Origin of the sequence: Streptomyces sp. NBC_01478 (genome assembly GCF_036227225.1) — a bacterium.
Lineage (GTDB): Bacteria > Actinomycetota > Actinomycetes > Streptomycetales > Streptomycetaceae > Streptomyces.
This window is the reverse complement of the sequence record NZ_CP109444.1, coordinates 10124480-10151145: the sequence shown is the minus strand read 5'-3', so window position 1 is coordinate 10151145 and position 26666 is coordinate 10124480. Positions and strand designations below refer to the sequence as shown.

18 protein-coding genes are annotated in these 26666 nt (G+C 72.0%); 7 read left to right on the top strand and 11 right to left on the bottom strand.

Annotation, left to right across the window (positions count from 1 at the left end; translation table 11 throughout):
- Positions 1–3: 3 nt before the first annotated feature.
- Together OG223_RS45315 and OG223_RS45310 are read right to left on the bottom strand one after the other, a co-directional pair.
- Positions 4–1080, bottom strand: a complete 1077-nt coding sequence (locus OG223_RS45315; RefSeq protein WP_329262389.1) for an ABC transporter permease — start codon at positions 1078–1080, stop codon at positions 4–6.
- Entirely contained in the window at positions 1080–2099 is a 1020-nt protein-coding gene (locus OG223_RS45310; protein WP_329262387.1) for a sugar ABC transporter substrate-binding protein, read from the bottom strand. Before OG223_RS45310 ends, OG223_RS45315 begins: the two co-directional genes overlap by 1 nt.
- A gap of 289 nt (positions 2100–2388) precedes the next feature.
- Between OG223_RS45310 and iolC the strand changes: the two genes are divergently transcribed.
- The 6 genes from iolC to OG223_RS45280 are packed head-to-tail and all read left to right on the top strand — an operon-like array spanning position 2389 to position 9404.
- A complete protein-coding gene (gene iolC, locus OG223_RS45305) occupies positions 2389–3357 on the top strand; it encodes a 5-dehydro-2-deoxygluconokinase (protein ID WP_329262385.1) in 969 nt (322 codons plus the stop codon).
- A 39-nt stretch (positions 3358–3396) separates the two neighbouring features.
- Positions 3397–4275, top strand: a complete 879-nt coding sequence (locus OG223_RS45300) for a Cgl0159 family (beta/alpha)8-fold protein (RefSeq protein ID WP_329262382.1) — start codon at positions 3397–3399, stop codon at positions 4273–4275.
- A gap of 14 nt (positions 4276–4289) precedes the next feature.
- A complete protein-coding gene (gene iolB / locus OG223_RS45295) occupies positions 4290–5186 on the top strand; it encodes a 5-deoxy-glucuronate isomerase (protein ID WP_329262379.1) in 897 nt (298 codons plus the stop codon).
- A complete protein-coding gene (gene iolD / locus OG223_RS45290) occupies positions 5186–7063 on the top strand; it encodes a 3D-(3,5/4)-trihydroxycyclohexane-1,2-dione acylhydrolase (decyclizing) (RefSeq protein WP_329262376.1) in 1878 nt (625 codons plus the stop codon). Before iolB ends, iolD begins: the two co-directional genes overlap by 1 nt.
- A gap of 29 nt (positions 7064–7092) precedes the next feature.
- Entirely contained in the window at positions 7093–8586 is a 1494-nt protein-coding gene (locus tag OG223_RS45285) for a CoA-acylating methylmalonate-semialdehyde dehydrogenase (protein WP_329262374.1), read from the top strand.
- A gap of 32 nt (positions 8587–8618) precedes the next feature.
- Positions 8619–9404: a GntR family transcriptional regulator gene (locus OG223_RS45280; RefSeq protein WP_329262372.1), complete on the top strand. Its 786-nt coding sequence runs from the start codon at positions 8619–8621 to the stop codon at positions 9402–9404.
- Positions 9405–9429: 25 nt separating this feature from the next.
- On the opposite strand, the gene OG223_RS45275 is transcribed toward OG223_RS45280, so the two are convergent.
- Entirely contained in the window at positions 9430–13791 is a 4362-nt protein-coding gene (locus OG223_RS45275) for a tetratricopeptide repeat protein (protein ID WP_329262370.1), read from the bottom strand.
- 4 nt (positions 13792–13795) lie between these two features.
- Positions 13796–14125 carry a CU044_2847 family protein gene (locus OG223_RS45270; RefSeq protein ID WP_329262367.1) on the bottom strand — a complete coding sequence of 110 codons (330 nt, stop codon included), beginning with the start codon at positions 14123–14125 and terminating at the stop codon, positions 13796–13798.
- 117 nt (positions 14126–14242) lie between these two features.
- Here OG223_RS45270 and OG223_RS45265 point away from each other — a divergent pair, with 117 nt between their 5' ends.
- Positions 14243–15214, top strand: a complete 972-nt coding sequence (locus OG223_RS45265; RefSeq protein WP_329262365.1) for a hypothetical protein — start codon at positions 14243–14245, stop codon at positions 15212–15214.
- A gap of 88 nt (positions 15215–15302) precedes the next feature.
- Here OG223_RS45265 and OG223_RS45260 read toward each other — a convergent pair whose 3' ends face one another.
- From OG223_RS45260 to OG223_RS45230, 7 genes are read right to left on the bottom strand one after another with little or no spacing between them, the layout of a single operon-like run.
- Positions 15303–17918: an AAA family ATPase gene (locus OG223_RS45260; RefSeq protein ID WP_329262363.1), complete on the bottom strand. Its 2616-nt coding sequence runs from the start codon at positions 17916–17918 to the stop codon at positions 15303–15305.
- Positions 17915–19312 carry a hypothetical protein gene (locus tag OG223_RS45255; protein WP_329262360.1) on the bottom strand — a complete coding sequence of 466 codons (1398 nt, stop codon included), beginning with the start codon at positions 19310–19312 and terminating at the stop codon, positions 17915–17917. The genes OG223_RS45260 and OG223_RS45255 overlap by 4 nt, the downstream gene beginning before the upstream one ends.
- Entirely contained in the window at positions 19302–19955 is a 654-nt protein-coding gene (locus OG223_RS45250; RefSeq protein WP_329262357.1) for a 4Fe-4S single cluster domain-containing protein, read from the bottom strand. Before OG223_RS45250 ends, OG223_RS45255 begins: the two co-directional genes overlap by 11 nt.
- Positions 19952–21550: a vWA domain-containing protein gene (locus OG223_RS45245; RefSeq protein ID WP_329262354.1), complete on the bottom strand. Its 1599-nt coding sequence runs from the start codon at positions 21548–21550 to the stop codon at positions 19952–19954. Before OG223_RS45245 ends, OG223_RS45250 begins: the two co-directional genes overlap by 4 nt.
- Entirely contained in the window at positions 21550–22875 is a 1326-nt protein-coding gene (locus OG223_RS45240; RefSeq protein ID WP_329262352.1) for a hypothetical protein, read from the bottom strand. The genes OG223_RS45245 and OG223_RS45240 overlap by 1 nt, the downstream gene beginning before the upstream one ends.
- Positions 22872–25439 (bottom strand): hypothetical protein, encoded by a 2568-nt coding sequence (locus OG223_RS45235; protein WP_329262349.1) that lies wholly within the window; start codon positions 25437–25439, stop codon positions 22872–22874. The genes OG223_RS45240 and OG223_RS45235 overlap by 4 nt, the downstream gene beginning before the upstream one ends.
- Positions 25436–26662 (bottom strand): hypothetical protein, encoded by a 1227-nt coding sequence (locus tag OG223_RS45230; RefSeq protein ID WP_329262346.1) that lies wholly within the window; start codon positions 26660–26662, stop codon positions 25436–25438. Before OG223_RS45230 ends, OG223_RS45235 begins: the two co-directional genes overlap by 4 nt.
- Positions 26663–26666 lie beyond the last annotated feature (4 nt).

The window sequence follows — 26666 nt, the reverse complement described above, 5'->3', positions numbered from 1 at the left end:
AGGTCACCTCCGGGTCGCGGTGCGCTGGACCCACAGATTGATGAGGACGGCGCCGAGCAGCATCACGCCCAGGAACGCCTTGAACCAGTCGGGGTTCCAGCCCGCGTAGACGATGCCCTGCTGCACCATCCCGAACATGAACGCCCCGAACACCGGGCCGATCGCCGAACCCGCACCACCGGTCAGCAGGCAGCCGCCGATCACGGCCGCGGAGATGTAGATCAGCTCCTGCCCGACGCCCTCGCCGGACTGGACGGTGTTGAAGGAGAACAACTGGTGCATGCCGATGAACCAGGCACCGAAACCGACCAGCATGAACAGGGAGATCTTCGTGAACGCCACGGGCACGCCCACGGCCCGCGCCGAGTCCTTGTTCCCGCCGACCGCGAAAACCCAGTTCCCGTACTTCGTGCGCAGCAGCACCCAGGTCGCGATCGCCGCGAACACCAGCCAGTAGATGATGGTGATCTTGACGTTGACGCCGCCGACCTCGAACGAGGACGCGAAGACCTTCTTGGCCTGGCCGAAGCCGTCCATGTTGCTGATGTCGTCCGTCGCCACGTTCCCGGTGACCAGCTTCGTCACCGCGAGGTTGACGCCCTGCAGGATGAGGAAGCTGCCCAGGGTGACCAGGAAGCTGGGCAGTCCGGTCTTGACGACCATCCAGCCGTTGAGGAACCCGATCCCCAAGGACACCAGCAGGGCGACGGTCACACCGACCCATACGTTCATGGTCAGTTGGTAGCTGAGCATGCTCGCGGTGAGTGCGGAGGTGATGACGGCGACACCGGCGGAGAGGTCGAACTCCCCGCCGATCATCAACAAGGCGACCGGCAAGGCCATGATGCCGATGGTCGAGGAGCTGTAGAGGATGTTCGCCATCGACGCGCCCTCGCGCACCGGCGGAGCGGCGATCAGGAAGAACACGTACACCGCGGCCGCACCGAGGAAGACACCCACCTCGGGACGCGCCAACAGCCGGAGCGCCAGGGGCCGTTCAGAGGTCCGGCCGTCGGTTTCCTTCGGGCCGGGGGCCGGCGGTGAGGTCACCGCCGGCTCGGCGTGCTGGGTCATGCTCATCACCGGGTTCCGTTGGCGGCGTACTTGGCGACGGCTGCGACGTTGGTCTTGTCGACGAAGGCCGGGCCGGTCAGTACGGGCTGCTCACCGCCACCGCTGTAGTTGCCGTTGTTCTTGTAGAGCCACAGCGAGTCGACGGCCAAGTAGCCCTGGAGGTACGGCTGCTGGTCCACCGCGAACTGGATGGTGCCCTTGCTGATGGCGGTCGTGAGGTCCTTGTTGAGGTCGAAGGTGGCGACCTTCGCCTTGCTGCCCGCGTCGGTCAGCGACTGCACGGCGGTCAGGGCGAACGGGGCGCCCAGCGTGACCACGTAGTCGATGGCCTTGTCCTGCGTGAGCTTGGCGGTGATCGTCGACTTCACCGACGGCATGTCCGTGCCGTTGACGTTGAGGACTTCGGTGCTGCCGGTGAACGTCTTCTTCACGCCGTCGCAGCGCTGGGTCAGGCCGATGTTGCCCTGCTCCTGGATGACACAGACGACCTTCTTGGCGCCTTCGGTGTTCAGCCGCTTGCCGAGCGCCTCACCCGCGACCGTCTCGTCCTGGCCGAAGAACTCCAGCAGTCCGAGGTTCTTCCAGTCGCTGAGACCGGAGTTGAGGCCCACGACGGGTATGTTCGCGGTCTTCGCCTTGCCGATGACGTCCTTGAGGGCGTCGGGCTTGGCGAGGGTGACCGCGATGCCGTCGACCTTCTGGTCGATCGCGTTCTGCACCAGGTTCGACTGGTTGCCCGCGTTCGGGTCGGCCGAGTAGATGAGCTTGATGTTGTCCTTGTCGGCGGCGGCCTGGGCGCCCTTGCGGACGATGTCCCAGAACGTGTCGCCCGGCGCCTGGTGCGTGACCAGGGCGACCGTCATCCGGGGAGTGCTGGCCTTGCCCGCGGAGGCGCCGGAGGAGTCCTCCGTGGACTTCTTGCCGCCCGAGCTGCTGGAGCAGCCGGCGAGGGTCAGTGCCGCTGCCGCGGCGACCGCCACGAAGGGGGCCATTCTGCGCGTACGGGAGTGGGAAGAACGGTCCATCTTTCCTGCACCTCACTGTGCTTCAGGGGAAAGGGAGCAATGATCGCAGAGATCCGGGCTCGGGGCCTGTCCGGCCCCGGGTTGGCTGGCGCGAAACACGGCTGTTGCGTTGGGACGGAATCAAATCCCCGGTCGCGTCCGCTGTCAATACTTTGTTAAGACATCATTTCACGATCAGGTCCGAATGTAAGTACAAACTATTGACAGGGAGCCCCTCCGAGACCTACACCTGGGAGGCGGCAGGCCCCTGGGACCCGCCCACCCCCAGCAGCTCAGAGGAGTGTCGCGCATGGCCGAGTCAGCCCAGTCCTTCGATCTGATCACCATGGGTCGGATCGGGGTCGATCTCTACCCCTTGCAGTCTGGCGTACCCCTGGCCCAGGTCGAGACGTTCGGCAAGTTCCTCGGCGGCTCGGCCAGCAATGTGGCGGTCGCCGCCGCCCGGCTCGGCCGCAGCACCGCGGTGATCACCCGCACCGGCGACGACCCCTTCGGGACGTATCTGCACGAGGCCCTCAAGGACTTCGGGGTGGACGACCGCTGGGTCACGCCCGTCGCGGACTACCCGACCCCGGTCACGTTCTGCGAGATCTTCCCGCCGGACGACTTCCCGCTGTACTTCTACCGGCAGCCCAAGGCGCCCGACCTGGAGATCCGCACCGAGGAGCTGGACTACTTCGCGATCCGCCAGGCCCGCGTCTTCTGGATCACCGGCACCGGTCTGAGCGAGGAGCCGAGCCGCTCCGCCACGCTCGCCGCCCTCAAGGCGCGCGACAAGGCGGGCACCACGGTCTTCGACCTGGACTGGCGCCCCATGTTCTGGCAGAACCCGGACGAGGCCCGCCCGTACTACGCCGAGGCACTGCGGCACGCGACTGTCGCGGTCGGCAACCTCGACGAGTGCGAGGTCGCCACCGGCGTCCGCGAGCCGCGCGCCTGCGCCGAGGCGCTGCTGGACGCGGGCGTGGAGCTGGCCGTCGTCAAGCAGGGCCCCAAGGGCGTCCTGGCCGTGCACCGCGACGGCACGACCGCCGAGGTGCCGCCGGTCCCGGTCGAGGTGCTCAACGGCCTCGGCGCGGGCGACGCCTTCGGCGGCTCGCTGTGCCACGGCCTGCTGGCCGGCTGGGACCTGGAACGGTCCATGCGGTTCGCCAACGCGGCCGGCGCCCTCGTCGCCTCCCGTCTCGCCTGCTCCACCGCGATGCCCACCGAGTCCGAGGTCGAGGACCTCCTCGCCGGCGCGCGCGTGGGCGGCTGACCCCGTGACCGCCCGAGTCTTTCCTGAACGGAGCTTCTCTTGAGCATCAGCATCCCCGACCTGGTCACGGTCAGAGCCCGGCATCCGGAAGCCATAGCCGAGGCGGCCGCCCGCCGGGTCCGCCGCCCGCTGCTCGGTGACAGCGGTCGCCTGATGATCGTGGCCGCCGACCACCCCGCGCGCGGCGCCCTGGGCGTCGGCGACCGCCGTACGGCCATGGCGAACCGCGCCGACCTGCTGGAACGCCTGTGCGTGGCGCTGTCCCGGCCGGGTGTCGACGGGGTGCTCGCCACCGCCGACATACTCGAGGACCTGCTCCTGCTCGGGGTCCTGGAGGGCAAGGTCGTGATGGGCTCGATGAACCGCGGCGGCCTGTCCGGCGCCGCGTTCGAGATGGACGACCGGTTCACCGGCCACCGCGCCGAGGACATCGCCCGGCTCCGCTTCGACGCGGGCAAGCTGCTGCTCCGCATCGACTACGCCGACCCGGGCTCGCTGACCACCCTGGAGTCCACGGCCCGCGCCATCGACGACATGGCGGCGCGCCAACTCCCCCTGTTCGTCGAGCCGTTCATCTCCCGCCGGGTCGACGGCAAGGTCCGCAACGACCTGTCCGCGGAGGCCGTGACCCGCTCGATCGCGATCTCCTCGGGCCTGGGCGGCACGTCCGCCTACACCTGGCTGAAACTGCCCGTCACCGAGGACCCGGACGACATGGCCGAGGTCCTGGAGACCTCGACGCTGCCGGCCGTGCTGCTCGGCGGCGAGGTCGGCGACGACCAGGAGGGCGCGTACGAGAAGTGGCGCAAGGCGCTGCGCCTGCCCACCGTGCAGGGCCTGGTCGTGGGCCGCTCCCTGCTGTACCCCGCCGACGGCGGCGTGGAAGCGGCGGTGGACACCGCCGTGGGTCTGTTGTGAACCGGAGGCACACGATGACGAGCGCGTACCACCTTCCCGCGGGCAAGGCCCTCGGCGGCCCCTACGTCGTGGACGTCACCCCCGAGTCGGCGGCCTGGGGCTACTCCAGCCTGCGGGTCCTGGAGCTGCCCCCGGGCGGCACGCACACCTTCGACACCGACGACAGCGAGTGGATCGTCCTCCCGCTCAGCGGCGCCTGCACGGTCTCCGCCGCCGACGACTTCGGCCACGACACCTTCGAACTCCACGGCCGCGAGAGCGTGTTCACCTCCGTGAGCGACTTCGCGTACGTGCCACGGGACTCCCGTACGACGGTCTCGTCCGCCGGCGGCGGCCGCTTCGCGCTGACCGGCGCCCGCTGCGGCCGCCGGCTGCCCGCCCGCTACGGACCGGCCTCCTCGGTGCCGGTGGAGCTGCGCGGCACCGGCAACAGCAGCCGTCAGGTCAACAACTTCGGCGCGGCCGGCGTCTTCGAGTGCGACAAGCTCATCGCGGTCGAGGTGATCACGCCCGGCGGGAACTGGTCCTCCTTCCCGCCGCACAAGCACGACGAGCACCGGCCCGGCGAGGAGTCCGTCCTCGAAGAGGTCTACTACTTCGAGTTCGCCGACCACGAGGGCACCCCCGGTCTCGGCTACCAGCGGGTCTCCCCGTCCGGGCAGGGCCGTAACACGGACGTCCTGGCCGAAGTCCGGGGCGGAGACGTCGTGTTGATCCCGGACGGCTGGCACGGGCCCTCGATGGCGGTGCCCGGCCACCACATGTACTACCTCAACGTCATGGCGGGTCCCGAGGACGACCGCTCCTGGCTGATCTGCGACCACCCCGATCACGCCTGGGTCCGCGGCACGTGGCCCGAGCAGCCCGTCGACCCCCGACTCCCCCTCTACACGGCACCGGAGAAGTCCTGATGACCACCCCCACCCGCCGCCTGACCGTCGCCCAGGCCCTGGTGCAGTTCCTGTCGGTCCAGTACACCGAGCGCGACGGCGTACGGCACCGGCTGGTCGCCGGCACCTGGGGCATCTTCGGCCATGGCAACGTTGCCGGACTCGGCCAGGCACTCCTCGAGGCCGGCGAGGACACGATGCCGTTCCACCAGGGCCGCAACGAACAGGCCATGGTTCATGCGGCAGTCGGCTACGCCCGCCAGCTCGACCGCCTCTCCGCGCAGGCCGTCACGACCTCGATCGGACCGGGCGCCACCAACCTGGTCACGGGTGCCGCGCTCGCCACGATCAACCGTCTGCCGGTCCTGCTCCTCCCCGGCGACTACTTCGCGACCCGTGCCGCCGACCCGCTGCTCCAGCAGTTGGAGCACCCGGTCGAGGCGGACCTCTCGGTCAACGACACGCTGCGCCCGGTCTCCCGCTACTTCGACCGGATCTCCCGCCCCGAGGCGCTGATCCCGGCCGCCCTGAACGCGATGCGCGTGCTGGCCGACCCGGTCGAGACCGGAGCCGTAACTCTCGCTCTGCCGCAGGACGTTCAGGCCGAGGCCTACGACTGGCCGGAGGAGTTCTTCGCCGACCGCGTGTGGCACGTACGGCGTCCCGCGCCGGACGCGTTCGAGCTGACGGAGGCCGTCGCGGCGATCCGGTCCGCCGAGCGCCCGGTGATCGTCGCGGGCGGCGGTATCCACCACAGCCAGGCCGAGGACGCGCTGAAGGCCCTGGTGGACGCCACCGGCATCCCCGTCGCCTCCACCCAGGCGGGCAAGGGCTCGCTGCGCTACGACCACCCGGCCGACCTGGGCGGCATCGGCCACACCGGCACGGCGGTCAGCGACGACATCGCGCGCACGGCGGATCTGGTGATCGGCGTCGGCACCCGGTACACGGACTTCACGACGGCGTCGAACACGCTCTTCCAGAACCCGGCCGTCCGTTTCGTCAACCTCAACATCACCGCGTTCGACGCCCACAAGCTGGCCGCCCGCACCCTCGTGTGCGACGCGAGGGCGGGGCTCACGGCGTTGACGGAGGCACTCGCCGATCACCGTGTGAACTCGGTTTACGAGGCCGAGTACCGCGCGGGCAAGGAGCGGTGGGAGCAGGTTGTTGACACCGCGTTCACCGCCCCCGACGAGAACGCCGTACCGACCCAGACCCAACTCCTCGGCGCCCTCGACGCAGTTGTCGGCGACGACGACGTGGTGATCAACGCGGCGGGTTCGCTCCCCGGCGACCTGCACAAGCTCTGGCGAGCCCGCAGCCCCCGCCAGTACCACCTGGAGTACGGCTACTCCTGCATGGGCTACGAGATCCCGGCCGGCATCGGCGTCCAGCAGGCCGCCCCCGACACCGCCGTCTGGTCGCTGGTCGGCGACGGCACCTACCTGATGATGCCGACCGAGATCGTCACGGCGGTCCAGGAGGGCCTGCCGGTCAACCTGGTCCTGATCCAGAACCACGGCTACGCCTCCATCGGCGGCCTCTCCGAATCGGTCGGCGGCGAGCGCTTCGGCACCGCCTACCGCTACCGGGCGGCCGACGGCACCTTCTCCGGCGCCCCGCTCCCGGTCGACCTCGCCGCCAACGCGGCCAGCCTCGGCATGGACGTCCTGCGCGCAAAGACGGTCCGCGAACTGCGCGAGGCGCTCGCCACGGCCCGCGCCTCCGACCGGCCGACCTGCGTCTACGTCGAGACCGACACCGCCACCCCGACCGCTCCCCCGGCCGAGGCCTGGTGGGACGTACCGGTCGCCGAGACCGCCTCGCGCGCATCGGCCGTACAGGCCCGCGAGGAGTACGACCGCCAGGTCGCCGACCGTCGCCGCCACCTCTGAACTCCCCTCCCCCGAAAGGCACTCGCACCATGAAGACGATCACCCACTGGATCGACGGCAAGCCCGTCGAGAGCACCTCGGGCCGCTTCGGTCCCGTGTACAACCCGGCGACCGGCGCGCAGGAGAAGCAGGTCGGCTTCGCGACCGTCGACGAGGTGGACGCCGCCGTCGCCTCCGCGAAGGCCGCGTTCGAGAGCTGGGGCGTCGCCTCGCTCGCCAAGCGCACCGCGATCCTGTTCAAGTACCGCGAGCTGCTGGACGCGCACCGCGACGAGATCGCCGAGCTGATCACCGCCGAGCACGGCAAGGTGCACTCGGACGCGCTCGGCGAGGTCGCGCGCGGCATGGAGATCGTCGAACTCGCCTGCGGCATCAGCGTGCAGTTGAAGGGCGAGCTCTCGACGCAGGTCTCGACCCGGGTCGACGTGGCCTCGATTCGCCAGCCCCTGGGCGTGGTTGCGGGCATCACGCCCTTCAACTTCCCTGCCATGGTGCCGATGTGGATGTTCCCCCTCGCCATCGCGACCGGCAACACCTTCATCCTCAAGCCCAGCGAGAAGGACCCGTCGGCGTCCTTCCGGCTGGCCGAACTCGCCTCCGAGGCGGGCCTGCCGCAGGGCGTGCTGAACGTCGTGCAGGGCGACAAGGTCGCCGTCGACCGCATCCTGGAGCACCCGGACATCGAGGCCGTGTCCTTCGTCGGCTCGACGCCGATCGCGAAGTACATCCAGCTCAAGGCGGTTGAGCACGGCAAGCGCGTGCAGGCTCTCGGCGGCGCCAAGAACCACATGCTGGTCCTCCCGGACGCGGACCTGGACTTCGCGGCCGACCAGGCGATCAACGCGGCCTACGGCTCGGCCGGCGAGCGCTGCATGGCCGTCTCCGTCGTGGTCGCGGTCGGCGACACCGGCGACGAGCTGGTCGGCAAGATCGCAGAGCGCGCAGGCAAGTTGCGCATCGGCCCCGGCAACGACCCGGCGTCCGAAATGGGCCCGCTCATCACCCGCGAGCACCGCGACAAGGTCGCCTCGTACGTCGCCTCGGCCGCGGCCCAGGGCGCGGAGGTCGTCGTCGACGGCACCGGCTTCTCGGTCGAGGGCCACGAGGACGGCTTCTTCCTCGGCGTCTCCCTGCTCGACAAGGTGCCGCTGACGGCGGACGCGTACAAGGACGAGATCTTCGGCCCGGTCCTGGTCGTCGTCCGCGCCGAGTCCTACGACGAGGCCATCACCCTGATCAACAGCTCCCGTTGGGGCAACGGCACCGCGATCTTCACCCGGGACGGCGGCGCCGCCCGCCGCTTCCAGATGGAGGTCAAGGCGGGCATGGTCGGCGTGAACGTGCCGATCCCGGTGCCCGTCGGCTACCACTCCTTCGGCGGCTGGAAGGACTCCCTCTTCGGGGACCTCCACGTCTACGGCAACGACGGCGTCGCCTTCTACACGCAGGGCAAGGTCATCACCACCCGCTGGCCGGACCCGGCCGACGGGGGCATCAACCTCGGTTTCCCCAGCAACACCTGACAGTCCGTCACGATCCGTGAGGAGGTGCCCCTGTGGCGAAGACCGGTGGCTACTCGCGCGCCGTGGCCGGGTCCCCGCTCGATGCCCTGCATTTCGCCCTGGACCGCAACAGTCCGGTGCCGCTGTACTACCAGCTCGCGCAGCAGTTGGAGTCGGCGATCGAGCACGGGACCCTCGCCCCGGGCAACCTCCTGGGCAACGAGATCGACCTGTCGGTCCGCCTGGGTCTGTCCCGCCCCACCGTCCGCCAGGCCATCCAATCCCTGGTCGACAAGGGGCTGTTGGTCCGGCGGCGGGGGGTCGGCACGCAGGTGGTGCACAGCCAGGTCAAGCGACCGCTGGAACTCAGCAGCCTCTACGACGACCTGGAGTCGGCCGGGCAGGGCCCGACCACGCTGGTGCTGCGCAACGAGGGCGTGCCCGCGACCGCGGATGTCGCGGCCGCCCTCGGCGTCCCGGAGGGCAGCGAGGTGACGCTCCTGGAACGGCTGCGCTCCACGCACGGCCAGCCGGTGGCGTTCCTCTGCAACTACCTCCCGGCGAACCTGCTCCCCCTCGACACCGCCAAGCTGGAGTCGACGGGCCTGTACCGGATGCTGCGCACCGCCGGCATCACCCTGCACAGCGCCCGCCAGACGATAGGCGCCCGCTCCGCCACCCCCGAGGAGGCGGCCCGCCTCGACGAGAAGGAGAGCGCGGCACTGCTCACGATGCAGCGCACGGCGTACGACGACACGGGGCGGGCGGTCGAGTACGGGACGCACATCTACCGGGCGTCGCGCTACGCGTTCGACTTCCAGTTGCTGGTCAGGCCCTGACCCCCGCTGTCATCCCCTGCCCGCTTCATGACGTGTCTCCCGCCCCGGCCCGGGCGAGGCCGTACCAGTAGCGGGCCTCGGCCTCGTCGCCCTCGGCGGAGGCCACGTCGCCGAGCAGGGTCAGCACCGTAACCGGCAGCGGGTGGGGTGCGGGGCGCGGCGGTCCGGACGCGGCGGGCGGGGCCTCCGGGGCCGTAGCGGGCCCGGGTTCGATCCCTTCCGGACCGTCCGCCTCGGACACCTCCGGCACCCACACCTCCTGGGCGCGCTCCCGCTGTCCCATCTCGACCAGCAGCGCGGCGAAGTCGTAGCGGGCCGCGGACTCGGTCTCCGCGTCGCCGCAGGCGAGGGCCTCCTCGAACCAGGGGTACGCCTCCTCTGACCGGTTGTCCGTCACCAGCACCTGCGCCAGCAGAAGCAGTGCTTGCGGGCGGTGTTCGGTGTCCTCGGAACGGGCCAGCGGCAGCAGGATCTCCTCGGCCTCGCGCCGCAGCCCCATCCGGAACAGGGTGCTGCCGAGATAGCGCCGGGCGAGGGGCTCGACCTCCGGATCCCCGGTGGCCAGGGCGTCGGACAGCAGTCGCCGGGCCTCGTCGAAGTCGTTGCCGGACCGGCGTACGACGCCCAGCAGCGCGCCGGCCTTCGGCGCGGTCTCGGGGTCGCCCACGCCCAGCGCGCCTTCGAGGAGCTCACCTGCGGTCTGGAGTTCGCCGATCTCCAGCAGGTACTCGCCCATGCCGAGATAGGCGACGGCGATCGCCTCGGGGTCGCCCGAGCGTTCCACGCCCAGCAGCAGTTCCTCGGCCGCGTCCGTGTCGCCCTCGCCCAGCAGCAGGACGCACAGATAGGCGCGGGCGACCTCGGTGACGTCCGTCCGATCGTCCTCGACCACGGACCGCAGGAGTTCGCGGGCGTCGTCGTTCTCACCGTCCTCGATGAGGAACTTCGCCAGTTGGAAGCGGGCCATCTGTGCCACCGGGGCCTCGCCGGTGCGCCCGGCCTCCCGCAGGTGACGCAGGCCCTCGGCCCGCCGTCCGTCGTGCACATGGACCATGCCGAGCAGGGTGGTCGCCCAGGTCGCGGCCGTGGCGTTGGCGGATTCGGCGACCACCCGCAACAGGCTCTCCGCGCGGGCGAACTGCTGCTCGTTGTCGGCGAGCATCAGGGCCAGGTCGATCCGGCCGATCAGCGACCACTCGTCGTGGCCCGAGTCGATCGCGACCCGGTAGGCGTCCTCGGCCTCCCCGAACCTGCCCTCCGCGGCGAGGAGGTCGCCCAGCAGGTCGGCCGCCCGCGGCCCCTGGTCGGGATGGTCCGACCCCATCACCTCGGTCAGCAGTTCCCGCGCTCCGGCCCTCCCCCCGTCGCCGGCCGCCAGCAGGGAAGCGAGGTTGATCCGGGCGATGCAGGTCCACTCCCGGTGGCCCGAGTCGATCGCGGCGCGGTAGGCCGCCTCGGCCTCCGCCGCCAGGCCGGCCAGGGCGAGGAGTTCACCGAGGACATCGGCCGCGCGCGGCATCTGCTCGGGGTGCCCGGAGCGCATCACCTCCGTCAGCAGGTCCCGTACCGGGTCCAGGTCGTCCGACTCGACGGCCAGCACCACCGCGAGGTCGACGCGGGCCGTGTGCGACCAGTCGGGGTGCCCGGAGTCGACCGCCCGCTCCAGCCACTCCCGGGCCGCCGGGCCGTCCTCCAGCGCGGTGTACCACTCGCCGAGGACGCAGGCCGCGCGCGGCGCCTGGTCGGGATGGCCCTGCTCCGACACCTCGCGCAGCAGGGGCAACGCCCCTTCCTGGTCGCCCTGTTGCAGCAGGGCGATGCCGAGGGCCACCTGGGCGGTCGGCGCGAGCAGCGGATGCCCGGAGCGCAGCACGGCCTCGAACATCTGCTGGGCCTCGGCGAACCGGCCCTGCATGAGGTACAGCTCGCCCAGGCCCGACCGAGCCTGCGGTACGGCGTGGTAACCGCCGCTCTCCACGGCCGACTTGAGCAGTTCCTCGGCCCGTTCGAGCCGGCCCTGGTGGGCGTAGATGCCGCCGAGACCCACCGAGGCCAGGGCGGTGATCTGCCCGGCGATCGACTCGCCCAGGGCCCGGGACAGCGCCCACGGCTGCTCCACCGGTTCCGCCGAGCCGCCCCTGCCGGTGCCGCCGCCCGTACCGGGCTTGCCGTGGGCCCGGCCGGAGACCCGGCCGGCACGTACGTTGGGTGAGTCGCCGGTCAGGACGCGGACCAGTTGTGTCTGTGCGAGCGGTGCCACTTCCGTGTCCCCGGTGGCCAGTACGGCTTCCAGCAGGCGTTCCGCCCGCTCCGCCTCGCCCTGTGCCGCCAGCAGGCGGGCGAGGCCGACCTGTGCCATCTGCGACACCTGCGGATCGCGGGAGGCGACGGCGGTCTCCAGCAGTCCCCGGGCCCGCGCCCGCTCGCCGGTCACCATGAGGACGCCGGCCAGGTCGAGTTGGGCCAGTGGGACGACATCCTCGGCGCCCGAGCGGGCCGCCGTGTCCAGCAGGCTCGCCGCCGCGTCGAAGTCGCCCTGGTACAGGCGTATTTCACCGAGCATCAGCGAGGCCCAGGCGGCGCCGTCCCGGTCGCCGGTGGTGGCCGCGATCCGCTGGAACATCCGCTCCGCGACCTCGGACTCCTCCCGCAGCAGCGCGACGTACGCGGTGCGCAGCAGTTCGCCGCCCGGCTGCCGTTCGGCGAGGTACTGCCAGGCGAGCGGCGGCACCGCCGCGGAGGGGTCGTCGGACCGGGTGTCCAGGTACTCGGAGAGATAGGGGGATCCCGCGTACCCGGGCAGGTCGCCGTCTGCCCGGTGCAGCAGGGCGATGCCGCCGGCCACCGGCTCCCTCGCCCAGGCCAGCCCGGCCCTGAACAGCGCGTCGTCGACGTCGAACTGCGGGTGGTGCGCGGTGAGATAGGGGCCGAAGAGTTCGCGCAGGGCGGTCTCCGGGACCGGTTCCGTCATGCCCATCCGCAACCAGTCCGTGGCCGCCTTCACCAGCGCCCAGCCGGCCGGGCAGCTCTCCGCGCCGTCGTCGAAGCGCTGTTCCAGCGCGGGCGCGGCCACCATCAGTTCGCCGATGCCGCGGGCCGCGAAGTCCTCGCCGGGATAGAGCTGTTGGGCGATGGCCTCGTCCGCCTCCGCGAGCCGCGAGGGCAGTTCGACGGTGTGCGCCTTGCCCAGGACGGTACGGGAGACTCGGCCGACGTCGTTCTCCATGGCGGTCAGCGCGGCCCGCTGCTTGGCCGGGATGGTGGCGACGACCGTGACGGCGGGGTGCTGGCGGGCGAGCCGGTCGAGGAGCTGGAGGTCGAGGCCGCCGGGCTGGAGATAGCGGTGCAGGTCGTCCAGCCAGAGCACGCTCCGGTCGGGGCCGGTCGGCAGGTTGAGGCGGCTGAGGTCGTCCAGGACGCGCTGCTCCGGCCGGTCGGGCCGCGGCACGATGAGCCGGGCGCCGGGCAGGGTGCGCCGCAACGCCTCGTACAGGGTGCGGGACTTGCCGGCCTTGGAGCGGCCCGCGAGCACCACGAACCGGGCGTCGAGGAGGGCCGCGTCCAGTTGCTCGTCCTGGGGGTGGCGGGCCACGTAGGGTGCCTCGTGCGGACCGTTGCTGTACTTGGAGCGGGAGACACCGATGTCGTACGGATCCACCCGGTCAACCCGGGGGATCTCGCCCTCCCCGGTCAGCGGGACCCACAGCAGGTTCTCCAGCCGGTCGCGCGTCTCCGCGGTCGTGGCGTCCCGTACGTGGGCGGCGAGCGGGGGCCAGTAGCGGGCGAGTGCCTCGACGCGGATGGCGTAGGCCGTGCCCCGGTCGACCTTGGCGACGGAGTCGCGGGCGACCAGGATCCCGACGACGCCCTGGCTGTTCATGTCCCACAACGGGGCGCCGGAGAAGCCCTGTTCGAGCGCCCAGCCGGCGTGCGGGCTCGTCTGGACCTGCAACCGGTCGGTCCCGGCCTGACCGATGATCTCGCCCCGTGCGTACACGCCGTCACGGGGGTGCTCCTTGGGGTACCCGTACGCCCGGAACCGGTGGTCCCAGGTGCCGGGGTCGGTGGTGCGCAGCGGTGCGGGCCCGGCGTCGGGAGGGGCTGGCTCGGCCAGTTCGAGGACGGCGATGTCACCGGTGTCGTGACCACCGGCGGGGTGCCAGCCCTCGGGGACGACGGTGGCGGCGATCGGGTCGTGCCGCTCGGCGAACTGGAACTGGACGTACACGGGCTCGGTGGGGACACTGGACGCCGTGCCCGGCCGTACGACGTGTGCGCACGTCAGGACATGGCGGGGGGTGACCAGCAGACCGGCGCCGACGGGGTTGTCGGCGCGAGTGCGGCGGATACTCACCTGCCAGGGCGGGCGTTCCCAGGTGACGGACACCGCTTCACTCCGCCGGGTCCCGGTCGGCGCGGCACCAGCGGATCTTGACGTTGAAGTGCCCTTCTATGGATGACTTGGCGATCACCACGCCGGACTCGGCGTTGAGCTTCATCCCGAACTCGACCTCGTACTCGTCGGGCGCGAGCGTCCGCACGGAGTCGACGACCGACCGGAGGGCCGGGCGCACCGCGGCCAACGCGTCCTCCAGCCGCCGGCCGGCCTGTACGACACCGGTGGGGTCCCGGGAGATCAGCTCCAGCCCCGTGTCGTCGTCCTCCACCTCCACGATGAGTGACGCCCCGTCAGGGCCGTGGAAACGCACCAACTCGGCCATGAATCCCCCGAACTGTCACCGCCGGACGTTGTGCGTGAAGGATAGTGGTGCCCGTACCGGTCGTGTGGGGGTTTGGGCGATACGCGGACATCGGCCGGAACAACGACGGGGGGAAGCGTGGAGGACAGCAGACGAGAGCTCGCGGAGGCGCTGGCCGGCTCCGACGCGGCCGATCCGACGGCCGCGCCGCAGGTGCTGGGCCATGCGTTCCGCTGGGCCACCGCCGCGTTGCGCGGGCTGGACGGCGGGGCCAGGGGCCAGGACGCCCTCGCGGTCTTCTTCGCCCTGGACCTGGCGCTGGAGGAAGGTCGTGAGCTGGCGGACGCGTTGCCCGGCCTGCTGGCGGCGGCCCGGCCCGGGGAGCAGAACGCCGACCGCACAACGGAGTTGGCCCGGCGACTGACGGAGACCGCCGACAGGGTACGGGCCGAGCGCGAGACGCTGGAGAAGCTGACGGCCGCCGAGGAGGCCCTGCGGGCCCGGCTCGCCGAGCACGAGGAGCTGCGCCGGCAGGTGGACGAACTGCGGCGCCTGGAGCGGCTGGTGGTCGCGCTGGACGGGCTGCGGAACCAGCAACAGGTCATCCAGGAGCGGCTGGTGGAGCTGCGCGGCCGGGACGCCGGGGTCGACGAGGCCCTGCGGACCAGCAGTGACGCGCTGGTCCGTCTCACCGAGGACCAGTTGGCGGTCCTGGCACCGCAGACCCGGCAGACGCTGGAGCGGGCCGCGACGGCACAGAGCGCGCTGGCCGCCGCCGAGCGCGAGTACCGGGCGAGTTCGGCGGAACTCGCCGCCTGTCACGACCGGTTGGAGCGCATCCGTACGGAACGCGGCGGCCAGTTGGCCTCCCTGACCCGACACGCGCAGGCCGATCGTGAGCTGGCCCGCGCACTGCGCGAAGCCGCCGGGCCCGCCGGCACACCTGCCTCCCCGGCCGCGGAGACGGCCACGCTGGCGGAGGTGGCGGCCACCACCGAGTCCATCGAGCGACGGCTGCGCGAGGCGGACGAGGCACTGGGCCGGGTACTCGACCAGCGCGCCGAACGGAACACGGACGGACGCGCGATGGTGGGCCGTACGAGCCCGTGAGCGGTGACCCCGGTGAGCCGGAGGGGCCACGCCCCGCCCGCCGGGGGTGTCAGCCGGCAGGTCCGGTGGACCTGCCGGTGACACCCGTCTACCGGCGCCGGACCGGTGCACCCGGTGGGTCGGGTGGGTCCGGTACGTCCTGTGGCAGGTAGACGGATTCGGTGGGGCCCAGGGCGAATCGGGCTGCCATGCGCCCTTCCATCGTCTCCAGCAGGCCGCGTACCGTGCGGGCGTTGCCGAAGGCGGTCGGATCGGCGTTTCTGGTCTCCCGCAGCCAGCGCGCGGCCCGTTCGGGGACGCCCTCGCCCAGGGTGCAGTCCTCGGCGGCGGCCATCCGGCGCAGGATCTCCACCAGGTCCCGCGACCCGTACTCCGGGAACGGCACCCGCTGTGTGAAGCGTGACCGCATGCCCGGGTTGAAGTCCAGCAGGGCGTCCATGTCCTGGGGATAGCCCGCGGCGACGACCACGAGGCGGCCGCGCAGATGCTCCATCTCACGGATCAGTGTGTCGATGGCCTCGGCACCGAACCCGCCGTGTCCACCGGTGTCCCGGACCAGGCTGTAGGCCTCGTCGATGAAGAGGACGCCGTCCAGCGCCTTCTGCACGGCGTCGCGCACCAGCGGCCCGGTCTGTCCCACGAACCCGGCGACCAGATCGCTGCGGGTCACCTCGACGACATGTCCCTTGCGCAGCAGGCCGAGTTCGTGGAACAGCCTCCCGATCAGCCGTGCCACCGTGGTCTTGCCGGTGCCGGGTGGCCCGGTGAACAGCAGATGCGGCGGAGCGGGTGTGCCCTTGTTGCGAGCCTGCCGCATCCGCAGCCGGTTGGCCAGGTTCTCCAGGACCTCGCGGACCGGCCCCAGTCCGACGTAGTCGTCGAGTTCGGCGAGCAGGTCGGCAGGGTCGGGCGCGGGCCGGGGCAGATAGGCGCGGTAGGCCTCGGGGATGTCCTCGGGGCCGACCGGTTCGGCGATGTTGCGGCGGTTGCGGCCGGACCAGCGCTTGACGATGGCGTCACCGAGGGTGCGCATGTCGCGGGCGTTGGCGAAGTCCGCGCCCCTGGTGCGGTACAACTCCCCGACGATCGCCTCCAGTTGCCCGACCGCCTTCTCGGTCGGCCTTACCCCCCGTTCGGCCAGGCGGAGTTGGAGGATCGCGTGCAGGACGTCGGGGGCGTAGTCGGGGAAGTCGAGGATGTTGTCCTGCGGGAACCGGCTCGCCAGGCCCTCGTTGGACTTGAGGAACTCCTTCATCTTCTCCGGGTATCCGGCGACGATCACGACCAGTCGGCCCCGGTCGTCCTCCATCCGCTTGAGCAGGGTCTGGATGGCCTCGCCGCCGAACCCGCCCCGCTGGTCGCTGAGTCCATAGGCCTCGTCGATGAACAGCACACCGTCCAGGGCCCGGTCGATCGTCCGGTTGGTCAACGGCGCGGTCTGGCCCACGTATCCGCCGACGAGGTCGCTCATCTGCGCCTCGACGACATGACCGCGGTCGAGCAGTCCCAGGTCGCGGTACATCTCGGCGACGAGCCGCGCCACCGTGGTCTTGCCCGTGCCCGGGTTGCCGGTGAACACCAGGTGCAGGGCGGGCGGTTCCGCGGCGGTGACCCGCCCCGCGGCCAGCAGTTCCTCGGCGGCCTCCGCCTCGGCCCGCAGTTGCTCGAAGTGCCGCTTGAGCGAGTCGAGGCCGGGCATGGCCTCCAGTCTCTCCCAGGGTGTGCGCACGTCGTCGCTCACCGCGCCGAGCCACTGGCGTACCGAGTCCCGCCCCAACGAGCCGTTCCTCGCCGCCAGTTGACCGAGCCGGGTGTGCCAGGTGCGCGCCTTGACGGGCTGCCCGGCCATGGCCCTGACGATGGGGTCGAACTCCCGCCAGTCGGCGATGCGCAGCCCCTGGCGCAGCCGTACATGGTGGACGAGCCGTTCCAGTTCGGCGGCCTGAGGGTGCCCGATCCGGAAGGTGGCGCCGCCTCCCGGCGCGGCACTCTGGGCATTCACGAAGGTCTCCAGGTGCGGGAAGTCCCCGCGTCTGCGCAGAAACTCCTCCACCTCGTCCAGACCGGTCCTGCGGAAGACGAGGACCCACAGGTTGCGCGCGTTGGGATCATGCGCCCACCGCTCCATGGCGCCCGCCAACTGCCGTGGCGCCCTGATGTGTTGCAGGGTCTCCTCAGCGTGCGAGAACACCACGGCGGTTCGGTGCGCGGTCTGGTGGAGATAGCCGGTCAGGGTCGTGACACCGAACACGTCGGAGGTACCGGTCGACGGTGCCGGAGGACGTCCCGGCGCCGCCCCGCCGGTGTCGTCCGGCGCTGCGGCGGCGCGCGGGGCGAAGTCCCGCACCAGCAGTCCGCCGAGCGGGCCCTTGAGCTGCGCGTGCCGCATGGCGCGCGGCTCCGCGGGGCAGGTCCGGGCGGCCGGGACGGCCCTGCGCCGGGAGAGGTCGCGGGAGGCCTGGTCACGGAAGTAGACCGGATGGTCCAGCGAGCTGAAGACGATCCGCTCGAAACCCTCGGCCCGCAGCAGCCGCCACAGCGCCTCCTCGAAGACGCACACCTGGTAGGCGTGGTCGACGAACTGGTCGCCCACACCCGGGCCGTAGACGACGGTGAAGGGTTCGCCGCCGCGCAGGGCGGCCGGATCCAGCCGCTCCGTCGACGGCCCCGGCGTGGACGGCGGGCCGGCCGGTGATGCGGTCACTCTGCTTCCGTCTCCCGCCGGCGCTGCTCGGTGGGCAACGGAGCGGACCCGGGGCCGCCCTCGGGCAGGGTCGGGCGGTGGGCGGGGTCGGGCACGCCGGGCTCGGTCTCCGGCGCCGAGGCCCGCAGGCCGTCCTCCACCAGTGCCTGCTGGATCATCCGGGCGCGGTCCATCAGGTCGGCCTCGGCCGTGGTGTCGTGGTCGTAGGAGAGCACCCTGATGACGCACTGGTCCGAGTCCCGGTCGGCCTGCGAGACGTCCACCACGATCTCGTTGCCGTTCGCCTCGTTGCGGAGCTTCGCGAAGTAGGAACCCCGTTCGTCGTTCTCGTACTCGCCGTCCACCAGGTCGTAGTAGGCGTGCGCGCTGAGGGTCTGGGCCACCGCGTCGGCCAGGTTGACCCGGATCTGCGAGGACAGGTGGCGCATGCCCGCCCGTTCCACGGTGTCGCCGAGATCCTGTTCGAGCCGGGTCGCCTCCTGGTCGCGCAGACCGTGCAGGGCGTCGGTGTCCGTCCCGTCGTCGCGGGCCCGGGTCAGGGCCTGGGCGGTCTCCTGGCGCAGTGTGTCCAGTTCGCCGTCCGACCAGTACACGACGTCCAGCCGGTAGCCGGGCAGAGCCTCGCCGTCGGGTCCGATGACGGACCGTTCCTCGTTGCCCACGATCAGTTTCTCCACCCGGACCAGGGCCTCGACCGCCTCGGCCTGGGCGGAACAGCGCTCCAGTTCGCGCTGGGTGACGTCGACCCGCAGGTCGCTCAGTGAGTGGAAGGTCTCCTGGACGACGGCGAGCGCGGCCTCGAATTGCCCTTGCACGATGTTGTTCTCGGCGGTGGCGAACCGCCCGGTGAGCCGGGCCAGTTCGCCGGGCGCGTACCGCTCGTGCGGCAGCGTGTCGGCGATCAGGCCGGCCATCGTCCTGGCGTCCCCGAGCCAGGCCCGCACCATCTTCTCGGCGTGCGCCCGGTCCGCCTTCATGACGTTGATCTCCTGGGCCAGCACGGCCATCTCGGCACGCCGTTCCGCCCGCTCGCCGGCGATCGCCTGCCGGGTCTCCTCCTGCTGGCGGGCCAGTTCCCGTCGGGTGTCCGCCTGGATGCGGCCCGCGGTCTCGTCGAGGGTCCGGTGCAGCTCCGCCGTCTGCTGCTGAAGCCTGCGCGTGGTGTCGGCCTCCAACTGCCGGGTCTGGTCGCTGAGTGCGCGGACCGCCTCCTCGTGCCGGCGCTGCCGCTCCTGCACCCCGGCGAAGGTCCGGTCGATGTCCGCCCGGGTCTGTGCGCGGACGTCGTCGATGAGCCGGGGGAGGTTGCGCTGCACCTCTTTGAGCTGCTGCGCCTTGCGCTGGATGCGGTACCACTCCGACTCGTCGACCTGGATGCGCTTCCTACCGCTCATGGTGGTGTTCCCTTCCTGGGGACGTACGGGCGCGGACGGCGTCGACCGCCGTGTCGAACGCGTTCAGCAGGCCGTTCGGCGGCACCCCGATGAGCAGGGCCTCCGGTCCGCTGACGGCGATCTCGGCAGTGCGGGGGCCGTGATCGAAGTCGTGGCCGCGGTCCGCCAGTCGTGAAGTGAGGTGGTGGACACGCTGGTTGGAGCTGCCGCGCAGGCCGCGGCCGTCGTTCAGCGCGGCCACGTACAGGCCGTCGATGAGGACGTCGACCGCGGCGAGCAGGGCTGGCACCCCTGGCCCCGGGGGCCTGGTGCGCAGCCGTTCCAGGCGGTGTCCGGTGAAGCAGATGATGGAGACGTCCCTGATCTCGCGGGCGGCGCGGACCAGTTCGGCGAGTCCGGCGGCCTGCCCCATCGGCTCCCCGCCGGAGAGGGTGAGGCCGCTCACCCGAGGGTCGGCGAGCAACTCGGCGGCCAGCTCGGCGGGTTGGACCTGGCGGGCGGGGCGGTCGGGGATCCAGCCCGGGGAGACGCAGCCGGCGCAGTGGAACGGACAGCCCTGCACCCACACAACGGACCGCACACCGGGCCCGAGAGCCCGGGTACCGACGTGGGAGGCCGCGATGTTGAGCGGCGGGCCGTTCACCGCGGCCGTCCGTCGGCGGGAACGGGGCTGCCCGCCCGCTGTTCGGGCAGATAGGTGAAGGACACGCCGTTGACGACGACTTGGCGGCCGGGTACGCAGGTCGCCCCGCTCTGCCGGTTCGTACTGCCGTCCGGTGTGTAGCGGATGAGCAGGTCCACCTGCGGGCCGTGTTCGGTCGCCCGGCGTCGTCCGCGCACCGATCCCTGGCCGCCGATGATCCGCGGGTGCAGCGCGACCCGGCGCCCGGACAGGGCGATCCGGTCGGGCAGTTGCCCTCCGAACACCGACTCCAGCAGCAATTCGCCCCGCAGCCGGGGGCGGTGGGTGCGCCGCCAGGCCAGCCAGAGGATCAGCAGCAGGGCCACGAGGGCGGCGCCGACGGCGGGCAGCAGCACCGCGGAACCCACGGTGGCCCGCAGCGGCAGTGCGGCTCCGGTGACCCGGACCTCACCCGGCACCTTCAGATGGACGTCCGGTGCCAGGGCCCGCTGCCAGTCCGAGGTGACCTGGCCGGACACCCTCAGCGGGGCGTCCACGTCCTTGGTGCGGCGGTACGGCACCGGACCGGCGGACAGCGCGCCGCGCAGTCGTACCGGAAGGGACCTGGAGTGGCCCGGTTCCAGGGTCACCGTGGTCGGCACTCCGGTGACCCGCAGCGGCTGGCCTGCCACCGACACGCTCAAGTCGCGTACGGTCAGCGGGACATGACGGGTCGTCGAGCGGAGTGTGACGGTCGCGGCGACCGAACCTTCGGTGAGGTCCTGGCGGCCGCTCGGGGACCAGGTGGCGGTGATGCCCTTGCCGATGTCGTCCGCCAGCAGGAGCCGCGCCTTGCGGGCCCGGGTGCCGTCACCGGCCCGTTCCAGGTAGCCGCTCAGGTCCTGGATGCTGTCCGGGCGCAGCACGGTGGTGTGGTCGACGACGTCCCCGAGGAGGTCGGCTCCGGTCGCGCCGCTGCCCAACGGCAGGGCGTAGCCCGCGAGTTCGGTGTGGTCGGCGACGGCCTGGGCCCGTCGGTGCAGGGCGGTCCAGGCGAGGCCGGTGGACTTGGGGTAGGCGGAGCCCGCGGGCGGATGGTGCACCCCGTCGGTGAGCAGCACGACGGAGGCGATCTCGGCGGCGTCGGACCGCTCGAGTTCGCCGAGCGCGCTGTTCAGGGCCGCCCCGATGTCCGTCTCTCCCTCGGGGTCGGGGGACTCGGGCAGTTTGGACATGATCGCGTCGGTGTCGCCGGCCGAGCCGATGTAGCGCGGCTCGGGGCGGGAGTCGAAGGTGAACAGCGCGACATGGTCCTTGGCGGACAGGCCGTCCAGGAACGGGCGCAGGGTGGAGCGGACGGTGTCGTACTTGCCGTCGTTCGCCATCGACCCGGAGGTGTCCACCAGCACGACGTAGTCGGCCGGCTGGTCGTTCAAGCCGAGATCCTGGTAGATCCGGGCGCGGGAGGGTCCTGTGTCGGCGCTCGCCGCGGGCGCGGTGAACGGCACGAGGGCGATGAGTGCGACGGCCGCGGCTGCGGCGCGGGCGGCGAACCACCGGGTGCGTGCGGCGGCGGGCCGCTGGGGCGCGTGGGACGGCCCTCTGGCGGATGACATCACGATCGAGCTCCCTCGATGTCGGTCGGCAGGGCGCCGAGCGGGTATTCCCAGGGGGTTCCGGAACCCAGTGGGTGCAGTACGAGGAGGGCCTCACCGTCCACGGCGAGGCGGACGCCGACGTGGAAGCGCGCCCCCTCCGCGGCGGGGATCCTCAGGGTGCCGACCGGGACCGGCCGCCCGTCCCGCGCGGCGCGGACGTGCACGTGGACGGGTCGGACGGCGGACGCGCCGACCGGCCTGGTCCTGATCCGGACGGGCCGCCCCTCGCTCTGCGCGAAGACGGTCGCGCCGCCCGGCTCCAGCGCCCCGGCCGGGCAGATCAGCAGTTCCTCCGCCCGGGGCGCGCCGCCGGCCGTCCGGTGCGTGTCCACGAGCACGGCGTACGGATACCGGTCGGCGGGATCGATCCGCCCCGCGGCGACCAGCGCCGCGCCGAACGCGGCGGCGAGCGCGGGGTCCGTCCCCTCCGGAAGCTCGACCGGCGTTCCCTGACGGTTCGTCACATGCCGTACGAGCGGCGCGAATCGGGCTCCTCCGCCGACGGTGACGACCGGTGTCCCGGGCCGTGTGTCGAGGACGGAGTCCAGTCCGGTGGTGAGCCGTTCCAGCGCCTGCCGTACGGCGCCCACCCCAAGGTCCCGGCCGCCCACCCGGTGGACCATGATCCCGTCGTAGCGCCCGGGATGCCGTGCGCTCTGTTCGAGGGCGAGGTCGAGCCGCCGGGCGGCCCCGTCCTCGGCCCGGGCCGCCGCGAGCGCCACCCACCCGTCCTCGTCGTCCGGCAGCCCTACGGCGGTGAGCAGCGCCCGGTCGAGTCCGGCGCCGAAACCGTCCGCGGGCGCGTGCCGTGCGGAACCGGTCACGGCCACGGTGCCCGGGGCCAGGGCGCACCCGGACACCTCGGCGGCGGTGGCTCCCAGGTCGCACACCGTGTACCGGGTGCCGGTCGCCGTTCCTGCGTGCCGCAGCAGCGCCAGGACGGCGTGCGGGGTGCCCAGTGCGCGCAGCCGGGGCAGCGGGTCGGTGCCGTGCAGGGCGGTCAGGACGTCCGTGGCCCGGCGGGCGTGTTCGGCGCGGTCGTGCTGCGGGACGACCACGACCACCTGCTCGGGCGTGCCGTAGCGCTCGCGGTAGACGGTGTACGCCGACCGGAGCGCGGCGCCGTGATGGCCGCCCGCGCCGGCGGCGGTGGGCAGTCCCTCGCCCGGCACCGTGCCGGGCAGGTCTGCCAGGGTCGGGGTGCCGTCCGCGGCGAGGTGGGCGATGCGGGTGTGGCGGGCGCCGGGGTCGACGGCGATGGCGGTCGGGGTCATGGTCGTCATCGCCAGCCGTTCCACCAGATGGGGCGGCGCGGGCGGAGCCGCTGCCAGAAGCCCGCCTGCCGGTGATGCGGTGGGCCGGGGGGCCGCGGCGGCGGAGCCGACATGTCGCGGGCCAGGGCGGGGGGCTGTGCGGGCACCGGATTCGCATAGGGGTAGCCCAGTGCGGCCACGGCCTCCTGATGGCTGATCATCTCGTCGTGGCTGAAGTTGGCCAGGCCCGTGCGGAGCATCGTGCCTCCCTCGGTCTGGGAGATGGCCGCGTACAGGTCGCGGCGCAGACCGTCCGGTGCCTCGCGCACGGCCTTCCTGAGGCAGTACGCGTCCATCGACGTGGACGCCAGCATGTAGTCCGTGATCTCGTCCAGCAGTTGCGGGGAGAACCTGCCGCCCACGGAACCGCCGACGATGGCCCGGCCCATCTCCTCGTAGCCCGGTGCCTCCTTCCGTGCGGCCCCGCGGAAGTCGCACACGGCACGGAGCCAGCCGAGGTGCGGGCGGTGGCTCAGCTCCGTCACCAGGTCGGCGGGCAGGTCGAGTTCGAGCCATCGGCGGTGATCGTCCGTGAGCCGTCGGTCGAGGGAGTTGCACACATAGGAGGTCGCGCTGGCCCGCTCCGCCCTGAGCCGGCCGAGCACCTGCCATGAACTCTGGTCCGGTGCCTCGCCGAGGAGCGCCTCGACCGCGAGCGCGGCCAGCCGGTCGTCCGGTTCGACGCGTCCGATCAGCGCTGCGGCGTAGGCCTCCCGGGTGGCGGGGTCCGAGGTCCGGCGCAGGCTCGGCAGGGACACGGGGGCGCGGCCTCCGCCGGCCTCGTCGGCGATCACGGCGTACAGCAGGTCGACGTCCGCGGCGAGGTGCGGTTCGAGGCCGACGCCTCCGGCCGGGGCGAGCCGGTCGAGTCCGGACAGCAGCGTCGACCGGCCCTCCCGGTCGCGGGAGACGAGTCGCAGCGTGGGCCAGATCAGGGCGACGACCTCCGGCGTGCGCTCGGTGGCGGCCATGTCCAGCACGGTCCTCCAGGCGCCGTCGGCTGCTTCGAGGAACTCGGCGGCGTCCGCGGGTGTGGCCTGTTCGAGGGGACCGCCGCCGACGAGGACCGCGGCGAACCGCAGCCATCCGGCCGCCCCCGAACCGGGCTCCCCCACTGCCCGCGTCACCAGTCGGCGCAGCCGGGCCGGGTCGCGGGTGCTGTCCCTGAGGAACATGCGCAGCCAGGCGCGTCCGGCCTCACGGGAACGCAGGAGCAGGGCGTCGGCCGATTCCGACCAACGGCCGAACCGCTGCTCCGCCATGTAGACCAGGTTTCCGGTCCAGCCGTGATCCCGTGTCCCCTCCACCAGGGAGGTGAACAGGGCGTCGAACGCGCCCGGAGCCCGGGTCTCCACCGTGTCCATCAGACTCAGGAAGTCCTCCGCCTGCTGGAAGGACCCCTGGGTCGCGCCGGCCAGCAGGACGGCCTCGGCCAGCAGCCTCGGCGTCAGGGGACTCCAGTACTGGTGCAGGAGTGTCTCGGCGGTGCCGCCGCGGGCGCGGGACGCGTGCCCGGCCAGGAAGGACAGGATCAGCCGGAGCGCCTCCTCGCTCAGCCCCTGCACCGGGTACAGCTCCAACACCCTTTGTACTTCGGCGAGTTCGCCGCGTCCTTGGCGGAGGTCCGCGACGACCGAGTCGAGGAGGTCGATCTCGCGCAGGATCCGCAGCGCCTCCCGGGAGTCGTGCGCCGACAGCGGCACCGTGGCGCGCAGCAGATGCTCGACCAGTTCGGTGGTCGACCGCTGTTTGGCGCTCAGTCTCAGCAGTTCGCCGAGATAGGTGCGGGCCACCTCACCGCGTGGTTCGGGCGGGCTGCCCGCCCCCAGCCACACCTCGGCCTGTCCGGTGCGGGCCGCGGACGCGAAGGCGAGCGTGATGTCGTGCTCACCACCGCCGGACCAGGTCGCCGCGCTGAGCCAGGAGCGGCAGCCGTACGGCAGGAGGGAACAGACGGCGTCGAGGATGAGCACGCGTTCCGCGCCGTCGGGGAGCGCGGCACCGGCCGACGCGGTGAGGGCCACGCGCTGCCGGTCGAGCAGCAGCGCGGCGACCCGGGCGGCCCACTCGAAGCCCAACCGGTCGACCGTGGTGGCGAGTTCGAGGGCCTGCGTCGGACGGATCGTGAGCGAGACGGGGGCGCCCTCGGGCGGTTGCGCGTCGGCCTCCGCATGGTCGAGCGCCGACCAGGTCAGTCCGGCGGCACCGGCCCGCGCCCAGTCCAGCAGCAGGAGCCGCCAGGCGTAGCTGGGGGCGCCGGTGCCGTCCGTGCTGCCGTCCCAGGTGGTGCGGACGGCGGCACAGACGGGGCTGCCGTCGTTGTGCACGGCCCCCAGGAACACCCGCCAGGGCAGACCGTCGGCGGGGTTGCGTTTGTCGGGGACGCCGGTGGCGGCGGCGGCCCAGAGGTACTGCTCGGCCCGGGACTTGGGCAGGCTTCCGTCCAGCACCTGGTATCCCATGTGCCGTCCCGCGTGCTTGCCGAGGACCGACCAGTGGGCGTCGAGCCGTACGGCGCCGGACGCGTCGCTCACCGTCGCCTCCCCCGGCGTCCGCCGCGGTCGGTACGGATCCTGCGTTCCATGTCGGTCAGTGGCTCCAGGACGTTGATCGGCACGGGCGAGGTGCAGATCCGGGGCTGTCCGCCGAGGGTGTCGACGTTGGCGTAGTTGCGGTAGTCGAAGATGTGCTGCGGGTTCAGCCGGAACCCGATCGCGGACGTCGCGTAGTAGCTGATGCGGTCGGGGTGGAAGAAGTTCGCGAGTCCGTCGCGCACGAGTCGTGCCGTGGCGCCGCGGAACTCGTCGCACAGCCACTGGAAGTAGCCCTGGCTCTGTTCGGCGGGGACCCGGGGCAGTTGCGAGCCGACGGAGTCCTGGGTGACCCAGCCGGCTTCCACGGAGGGCCGGAACACGTCCGGGTGGTCGAACTTGGCGACGCAGACCGACACATGGTGCGGCAGTCTGCCCCGGTGCTGTCCGCCGCTGTCCCGTACCCGGGTGCTCAGTTCACTCAGGGTCGAGTAGAAGAACTTCAGGCTCTCGTTGTCCTTCTCGGCGTCGCCGAGCGGGTCGAAGAGGTAGATCAGCCCCTGGGACTTGGTGAGTTGGTCGAGGACCCGTTCGTGGTAGGGGTGGCCCGGCTGGTAGGACTCCCCCGGTGCGTCCAGGGTCTCCAGGACGAAGCTGGGTTCACGGGAGCGGCGCATCAGTCCCGATCCGGGCTCCTCGCCCTGGAACGCCCAGCTCATCGTGTTGAGGTCCGTCGTGGCCTGCGGGAAGACGCGCTCGCTGGCCAGGGAGTGCACGCTGTCGCTCAGGAACCTGCCGGCGTCGGGCGTCATGCCGCTCATCACCCAGTTGCCCCGCCCGTGCCGCTGGAACTGCAGGGCGGCGATGGGCAGCGCGGCCAGATAGGTCGTCTTGCCCGACCTCGGCGCGCCCCACAAGCCGATGCGCATCCGGTCCGGCGCCGCGTCCTCGCCCTGGGGAGCGGTGGGGATGCGCAGGGGGGCGAGGCTCTCGTCCTGGACCGGGGGTCCGGACGGCAGCGGGGGCGGCTGGACGGGAGGCGCCTGGAACGGTCCAACCACGGTCGGGGACCACCGCCGGGCCGCGGGCTCCGGTCCGGCGGCCGGGTCGGGGCCGCCCGACTGCCCGGGGACGGGCGGCACCGGGGTGGCCGGACCGTTCGGCGGACCGCCCGCCGGAGTGCCGCCCGGCGTGTTCTTGTTGGGGTCGTAGAAATCAGCGGACATGCGT

Excerpts from the sequence above, each read along its gene's own strand:
- iolC (WP_329262385.1), top strand. The coding sequence starts at position 2,389 with ATGGCCGAGTCAGCCCAGTCCTTCGATCTGATCACCATGGGTCGGATC.
- OG223_RS45255 (WP_329262360.1), bottom strand. The coding sequence starts at position 19,312 with ATGAGCGGTAGGAAGCGCATCCAGGTCGACGAGTCGGAGTGGTACCGC.
- OG223_RS45310 (WP_329262387.1), bottom strand. The coding sequence starts at position 2,099 with ATGGACCGTTCTTCCCACTCCCGTACGCGCAGAATGGCCCCCTTCGTG.
- OG223_RS45230 (WP_329262346.1), bottom strand. The coding sequence starts at position 26,662 with ATGTCCGCTGATTTCTACGACCCCAACAAGAACACGCCGGGCGGCACT.
- iolD (WP_329262376.1), top strand. The coding sequence starts at position 5,186 with ATGACCACCCCCACCCGCCGCCTGACCGTCGCCCAGGCCCTGGTGCAG.
- OG223_RS45270 (WP_329262367.1), bottom strand. The coding sequence starts at position 14,125 with ATGGCCGAGTTGGTGCGTTTCCACGGCCCTGACGGGGCGTCACTCATC.
- OG223_RS45245 (WP_329262354.1), bottom strand. The coding sequence starts at position 21,550 with ATGTCATCCGCCAGAGGGCCGTCCCACGCGCCCCAGCGGCCCGCCGCC.
- OG223_RS45240 (WP_329262352.1), bottom strand. The coding sequence starts at position 22,875 with ATGACGACCATGACCCCGACCGCCATCGCCGTCGACCCCGGCGCCCGC.
- OG223_RS45285 (WP_329262374.1), top strand. The coding sequence starts at position 7,093 with ATGAAGACGATCACCCACTGGATCGACGGCAAGCCCGTCGAGAGCACC.
- iolB (WP_329262379.1), top strand. The coding sequence starts at position 4,290 with ATGACGAGCGCGTACCACCTTCCCGCGGGCAAGGCCCTCGGCGGCCCC.
- OG223_RS45315 (WP_329262389.1), bottom strand. The coding sequence starts at position 1,080 with ATGAGCATGACCCAGCACGCCGAGCCGGCGGTGACCTCACCGCCGGCC.